The organism is Streptomyces sp. NPDC048352 (assembly GCF_040651895.1).
Classification (GTDB): domain Bacteria; phylum Actinomycetota; class Actinomycetes; order Streptomycetales; family Streptomycetaceae; genus Streptomyces.
Map to the genome: position 1 here is coordinate 21,456 of NZ_JBEZKZ010000088.1, position 6,715 is coordinate 28,170.

At 75.7% G+C, this 6,715-nt stretch carries 4 protein-coding genes and 1 pseudogene; 3 read left to right on the forward strand and 2 right to left on the reverse strand.

Going from position 1 to position 6,715, the window contains the following annotated elements; all coding sequences use genetic code 11:
* Positions 1-76: 76 nt before the first annotated feature.
* Positions 77-985, reverse strand: a complete 909-nt coding sequence (locus AB0D45_RS30350) for a LysR family transcriptional regulator (protein ID WP_362464955.1) — start codon at positions 983-985, stop codon at positions 77-79.
* 188 nt (positions 986-1,173) lie between these two features.
* Between AB0D45_RS30350 and AB0D45_RS30355 the strand changes: the two genes are divergently transcribed.
* From AB0D45_RS30355 to AB0D45_RS30365, 3 genes are all read left to right on the forward strand, one after another.
* Positions 1,174-2,565 (forward strand): MFS transporter, encoded by a 1,392-nt coding sequence (locus AB0D45_RS30355; RefSeq protein WP_362464965.1) that lies wholly within the window; start codon positions 1,174-1,176, stop codon positions 2,563-2,565.
* A 42-nt stretch (positions 2,566-2,607) separates the two neighbouring features.
* Positions 2,608-4,884 (forward strand): SpoIIE family protein phosphatase, encoded by a 2,277-nt coding sequence (locus AB0D45_RS30360; protein WP_362464957.1) that lies wholly within the window; start codon positions 2,608-2,610, stop codon positions 4,882-4,884.
* Between the two features lie 375 nt (positions 4,885-5,259).
* Positions 5,260-6,630: an APC family permease gene (locus AB0D45_RS30365; protein WP_362464960.1), complete on the forward strand. Its 1,371-nt coding sequence runs from the start codon at positions 5,260-5,262 to the stop codon at positions 6,628-6,630.
* Here AB0D45_RS30365 and AB0D45_RS30370 read toward each other — a convergent pair.
* Positions 6,623-6,715, reverse strand: a pseudogene (locus AB0D45_RS30370) (cysteine methyltransferase); the annotation flags it as partial. The gene AB0D45_RS30365 and the pseudogene AB0D45_RS30370 overlap by 8 nt on opposite strands.

The following is a 6,715-nucleotide window of genomic DNA, read 5'->3' on the forward strand; positions in this document are numbered from 1 at the left end:
GTGCGCGGCGCCGTGTCCCCCCTTCGGGGGAGGCGTTCGGCGCATCGCGGCCGGGACGGGGGCCGCGCGTCCCGCGTCAGCCGGGCAGCAGCTCGCGGGCGCAGCCGCGCAGCCAGACGTGCGCGGGGTCGGCGTCGTGGCGGGGGTGCCAGGCCAGCCCCACGGGCAGCGGCGGGAGGTCCAGGGGGACCTCGAAGGTGACGAGGCCGAGCGCCTCCGCCTGCGGGACGGTCCGGGAGGCCAGCAGGCCGATCAGGTCGGTCTCCCGCAGCACGAAGAGGGAGGCGGCGAGGGACCCGATGCCGGCCACCACCCGCCGCGACAGGCCCCGTTCGGCGAGGGCGGCGTCCACCGGCCCCTCCAGCCGCCCGCGCCGGGACACGGTCAGGTGCTCCCCCGCGGCGAACCGGCGCGCGCTGATCCGGCCGCGCAGCAGCGGGTGCCCCCGCCGTACGACGCCCAGCATCCGGTCGTCGAAGAGGTGCTCGGTGCGTACCTCGGGTGAACGGCTGTCGATGACGCCGAGTTCCAGGTCCGCGACCCCTTCGCGCAGCACGGGCAGGTCGACGTGGCTCTCGGTGAGGAACCGCAGCCGCACCCCGGGCGCCTCGCGGGCCGTGCGCCGCAGGAGCGCGGCGCCGACGGCGGCGGCGAAGGAGTCGTGGGCGAGGACGGTGAAGGTACGGGTCAGGGTCTCCAGGTCCACCCGGCCGCCCGCGAGGAACAGTGCGCGGGCGCGCTCCACGACGGCCCGGACCTCGCCCTGCACGGCCAGCGCGTGCGGGGTCGGGACCATCGTCCGCCCGGCCCGCACCAGCACGGGGTCGCCGAGGGCCTTGCGGATCCGGCCCAGGGTCCGGCTCATGGCGGGCTCGGAGAGGTGCAGGCGGGCGGCGGCCCTGGAGACGCTCGACTCCTCCAGGAGGACGTCGAGGGCGAGGAGCAGGTTGAGGTCCAGCCCCGATCCGGATTGCGTCACGCGCATTCGTCCCTTGCACAACTTGCACTGGAAAGCAGGTCACTCCAACCCTACGGTGGTTGCGGGGAGATGGCCGCGACGGCCCTCACCCGACTCCCCCGCCCCTCACCGCCCACCGACTCCCAGGAGGAGCCGTGCTCCGCCATGCCCGCACACCGGTACCGGTCCGCCCTGCCGGCGGCCCCCCGCCCGGCCTGTCCCGTCCGGCCCTGCTCGTCCTGTGCGCCTGCGTGCTCGTCGCCCAGGGCATGGTCGCCGCCGTCAACCTGCTGCTGCCGCAGCTCGCCGCCTCCACCCTGCATCCGGGGCCGGCCGAGCTGCTGTGGGCGGTCGACGCGTACGTGATCGTCTTCGCCGCGCTGCTGATCCCGGCCGGCGCCCTCGGCGACCGGTACGGCCGCAAGGGGGCCCTGCTGGCCGGCCTCGGCCTGTTCGCCGCGGGTGCGGCGCTCAGCGCGCTCGCCCGGGACCCGGCCGTGCTGATCACCGGGCGCGGGCTGTGCGGGGCCGGGGCGGCGCTGATCATGCCGGCCACCATGTCCGTCCTGATCCACCTGAGCCCGCCCGAGCGGCGCGGGCAGGCGCTCGCCACCTGGACGCTGGCCGCCGGCCTCGGGGGCCTGGCGGGCAACGTCGGCGGCGGTCTGGCCGGGCAGTTCCTGACCTGGCGCGCCCTGTTCTGGGCGGTCGTGCCGCTGGCCGCGCTGCTCGCCCTCGCCGTGGCCCGCACGGTGCCCCGTACGCCTTCACGGGCGGACGCCGCCGTCGACCCGGCCGGGGCCCTGCTCCTGGCCGGGGCCCTGTTCGCCGGGGTCCACGGGATCATCGAGGGGCCCTCCTACGGCTGGTCCTCCGTCCGCGTCCTGGGCTCCTTCGGGGCCGGGGCGGTGCTGCTGGCCGCCTTCACCGCCCACGCCCTGCGCACCGCGCGCCCCCTGCTGGACCCCCGGATCTTCACCTCCCGCGGGCTGCGCGCGGGGACGCTGGGCATCGGCGCCGCCTTCTTCGGCCTGTTCGCCCTGTTCTTCGTCAACTCCCAGTACCTCCAGTACGCCAAGGGCTTCTCGCCGGCCCAGGCGGGCCTCGCGATCGTCCCGCTCACCGTGGGCATGGCCGTCGTGCCCAGGCTGGGCGCGCGGCTCGCGGAGCGGACCGGGCCCCGGCTGCCGGTCGGGGCCGGGCTGCTGCTGATCGGAGGCGGGCTGCTGCTGGTGTCCACCGCCGGCGCGGGCACCCCGTACGCCGTGTACGCCGCGTACCTGCTGGTGCTGTCGGTCGGGACCGGGCTGTGCGCGCCCCCGCTGACCCTGACGGTGGTCTCGGAGATGCCGCCGCACCAGGCGGGGCTGGGCTCGGGGCTCAACACCGCCGCCCGGGAGGTCGGCGCGGCCCTGGGGGTGGCGGTGGCCGGCACCGTACTGGCCTCCCGCTTCCACGGGAACCCGGCGGATCCCGCGCAGGCGGCGGCCTTCACCGACGCCATGGGGGTGGCGCTGCGTACGGTGGCGGCCGTGCTGGTCGTCGCCTCGGCGGTGGTCGTCCGGGGCTACCGGGGCGGCGGCTCGAAGCGGGCCGGGCGAGCGTGAGCCCGGGTGCAGCCGCCGGGGGCGAGGGCGCATGCTGACTGTGTGACGGCGACACCGGACAGCGGCGGCCCGGCCCCCGTCGCCACGGGCCAGGCGCTCGCGCGGGCGACGGTGCGGGCCGTGGAGGCCCTCGGCGCGCACGCGGGCGGGATCTACCTGCGCTCCGGCACCGAGGGGCTGCTGCGGATGGCGGTGGTCACGGGCCTGCCGGGGAGGCTGTTCCGGCCCTGGTGGCGGATGCAGGTGAACCGGCCGTACCCGGTGGCCGAGGCCTACCGCACCGGGCAGTCCGTGCACCTGCCGGACGGGGAGTCCGCGATGCGGCGCTTCCCGCAGCTGATGGCGGGGCTGCCGTTCCCCTTCGGGTCGTTCTACGAGCCGGTCGCCGCCGGGGCGGAGCGGTTCGGGGTTCTGCTGGTGCTGCGCCCGGCGGCGCCCGGGGCCACGGTGGAGGCCGGTGAGCGGGAGCGGCTGCGGGAGGCCGCCGCCGGGCTGGGGCGCGAGCTGGCCGCGCTGAGCGCCGCCGGGGACCCGGTGCGCTGGGACGGCGATCCGCTGTGCGTGCCGTGGCCGCCGGGCCCCTCCGCGGACACCGGCGACGCCGAGGGAGCCGTGGAGGCCCGGGAGGCCGTGGAGGCCGGGGACGCCCGGGAGGCCGTGGAGGCCCGGGAGGCCGTGGACCGGCTCGGGCTCGCGGTGCTGTCCGTGGACCGGCAGGGCGTCATCGCCTTCGTCAACGCCGCCGCCGGGGAGCTCCTCGGGCCGGCCGCGCCCCCGCTGCGCGGACGCCTGCTGTGGGAGGCGCTGCCCTGGCTCGGACACTCCGCCTACGAGGACCACTTCCGCGGGGTGTTCATCTCCGGCGAGCCCGTCGGTTTCGCTGCCCGGCGCGGCGCGCCCCCGGAAACCGGCCCCGGCGCGGACACCGGCCCGGACACCGGGCCGGGCCCGGAGGAGTGGCTGTCGGTGGGCCTGCATCCGGGCCCCTCGGGGGTGACGGTCACCCTGGAGGCCGTCGAGGCGCCCGTCTACGCCCCCGGGTCGGTGACCCGCCCCGGCGCCGGCCTCGGGTCGCCGGCGGACCGGGCCTCCTCCCTGTACCGGCCCGTGGCCCTGGCGATCGCGCTGACCGAGGCGGTGACCGCCCGGCAGGTGTCGGCGGTGGTCACCGAGGAGCTGCTGCCGGCGTTCGGCGGCCGCCAGCTGGCCATCTACCTCCTCGACGAACGGCACCTGTACCTGGCCTGGGAGACCGGTTTCCCCCACGGGTTCCTCGACCGCTTCGACGGGGTGCCGCTGGACGAGCGGCTGCCCGGGGTGGAGACCCTCACCTCGGGCCGGCCGCTGTTCTTCGAGTCGATGGAGCGTCTGGCGGCGGCCTATCCGGGGATCCCGCTGGACGCCGACGTCGGGGCCCGCGCCTTCCTGCCGCTGATCGCCTCCGGCCGCCCGGTGGGCTCCTGCATCCTCGGCTTCGACCAGCGGCGCGGCTTCAGCCCGGAGGAGCGTACGGTCCTCACGGCGCTCGCCGGCCTGATCGCGCAGGCCCTGGAACGGGCGCGGCGCTACGACAGCGAGGCGGCCCTGGCCCGGGGGCTCCAGGCGGCACTGCTGCCGCGCCGGCTGCCGGTGCGGGGCGAGGTGAGCACGGTGGGCCGGTACCTGGCCGGAACGGACGGCATGGAGGTCGGGGGCGACTGGTACGACGTCATCGAGACGGCCGCGGGCCCGCTGGCGCTGGTCATCGGGGACGTCCAGGGCCACGGGGTGGCGGCCGCCGCCACCATGGGGCAACTGCGCAGTGCCGTACGGGCCTTCGCGCTCAGCGGCAACGCCCCCGACCAGGTGGTGCGCGGTACCAACCAGCTGCTGATCGACCTCGACCCGGGCCAGTTCGCCAGCTGCTGCTACGTCCTGCTGGACCCGGCGTCCGGCCGGGCCCTGGCGGCCCGCGCCGGGCACCCGCAGCCGCTGCTGCGCCACCCCGACGGGCGGGTGGAGGTCCTGGACCTGGCGGGCGGGGTGGTGCTCGGCATCGACCCCGGAGCGCGGTACCCGGTGACGGAGCTGACGCTGGATCCGGGCGCGGTGCTGGCCCTGTACACCGACGGGCTGGTGGAGACGCCGGGCAGGGACATCGACGAGGGCGTGGAGCGGCTGCGCGCGGCCCTGGCCGCGGCCCGGCCGTCGCCGCTGACGGAGACGGCCGACCGGCTGGTCGCCGAGGCGGGCCGGACCGCCGACCGCCCGGACGACATCGCCCTCCTGCTGGCCTCCCGCACGCCCGGCCCGGCGGCCCCCGCGGGCGGCGACGGGTAGGGCGTTCCCCCTGCACCGGGGCCGGGCCGGACGATCCCGGCGGATCGCGGCATAGACCCCCAGTCCCCTCCACACCTCCCGCCCGCCCGGCCGGGGGGCGTCTCGGCAGCTGGCAAAGCGGAGGGAAATTCATTGGATCTCGCTGCGGTTCCCGTACCCCCCGGCCGCTCAACATTTACGCGGCCTTAACACCCGGACCCGCGGTGCAGGGGCATGATCCACGATGGAATCCGCAGGCGAACAGCTATTGACCTGCGGATCTCGTGGAGCTTGCATAGCGGCCCGGGAGCCAGCGAACGAAGTGCCCACCACCGCCCCGGAGGCGATACCGCTCCCGCACCCTTCCCCGCATCTGCCGATCGGAACACCGCACCGATGACTGACACGATCAGCGCACCCCAGGCCCTCTCCCCGGCCACCGGGCCCACCCCGCAGAAGCTCAAGCGCTCCATCGGCGTCGTCGGCGGGACCCTGCTCACGCTGTCGTGCGTGACGCCCGCCTCGACCCTCTTCGTCGTCGTCCCCGACCTCTTCTCGGGGCTCGGCACGTGGACCGCGCTCACCATCGCCATCGGCTCACTGCTGTGCGTCGGCGTGGCGTTCTGCTACTCGGAACTGGGCACGCTCATTCCCAGCGCCGGCGGCGAGTACGCCATGGTCTCCACCCTGGCGGGCCGGCTCGCCGGCTGGCTCGTCTTCGTCCTGTCCCTGCTCGTGGTGATGATCGTGCCGCCCGTGATCGCCATGGGCACGGCCGACTACCTCGCCCCGGTGGTCGACATACCGGCCCCGGCGGCCGGCGCCGGCGTGATGCTGCTCGCCACCCTCGCCGGTCTGCTGGACCTGCGGGCCAACGCGTGGATCACGGGCGTCTTCCTCGTCCTGGAAGTGGTCGCCGCCGCGCTGGTCGCCGTGCTCGGCTTCGCCCACAGCGAGCGGGGCGCCGACGCCCTGGTGCACGGCTCGGTGGCCGCCGAGGGCGGCGGCGTCTCCACGGTGACGGCCATGATGGTGGTCTCCGGCCTGGCGATCGCGCTCTTCGTCACCCAGGGCTTCTCGACCGCCGTCTACCTCTCCGAGGAGCTGGAGCAGCCGCGCCGCAACGTCCCGCGGACCGTGCTCGCGACCCTCGCCATCTCCACGGCCGTCATCCTCGTCCCGGTCATCGCGATCACCGTCGGCGCCCCGGACCTGGAGGCGCTGACCGCCGGCGACCTCGGCTCGATGGTGACCGCCTGGTCCAACTCGGCCGTCGGCACCTTCGTCAGCCTCTGCGTGGCCCTGGCCATCGTCAACGCCGGCATCGTCATGGTCATCCAGAACTCCCGCGTGCTCTTCGCCTCCGCCCGCGACAAGGCCTGGCCCGAGCCGGTCAACCGCGGTCTGTCGCGCCTGGGCCGCTTCGGCTCCCCGTGGGTGGCGACGCTGCTCGTCGGCCTTCCGGGTGCGGCCATGTGCTTCGTCAACCTCGACACCCTGTACGGCGTGACGGGCGTGTCGGTGACCGGCATGTACCTGCTGGTCGCGGTGGCCGCGCTGTTCAGCCGGCGCGGGGCGCACGGCGAGAGCGCCGCCTGGCGGATGCCGCTGTGGCCGGCCGTGCCGATCGTGCTGCTCCTCGTGTTCGCGTACATCCTGACCCAGCAGGAGACCGAGTACCTGCTGTGGACCGGCGGGATCACCGCCGTCGCCACCCTCTACTGGGCGCTGTACCTGCGGCCGCACAAGGACTCGCGTGGCGGTTGAAGCCGGAGCTGAGCCGCCAGTCCAGCGGCAGCTCGAAGCGGCGCAGCGAACCGGCGAAGTACGCGTCCAGCTGTCGTATCGGCTC

Bases quoted from the DNA above. Each gene is read 5' to 3' on its own strand.
- AB0D45_RS30350 (WP_362464955.1), bottom strand. From the start codon at position 985: ATGCGCGTGACGCAATCCGGATCGGGGCTGGACCTCAACCTGCTCCTC.
- AB0D45_RS30365 (WP_362464960.1), top strand. From the start codon at position 5,260: ATGACTGACACGATCAGCGCACCCCAGGCCCTCTCCCCGGCCACCGGG.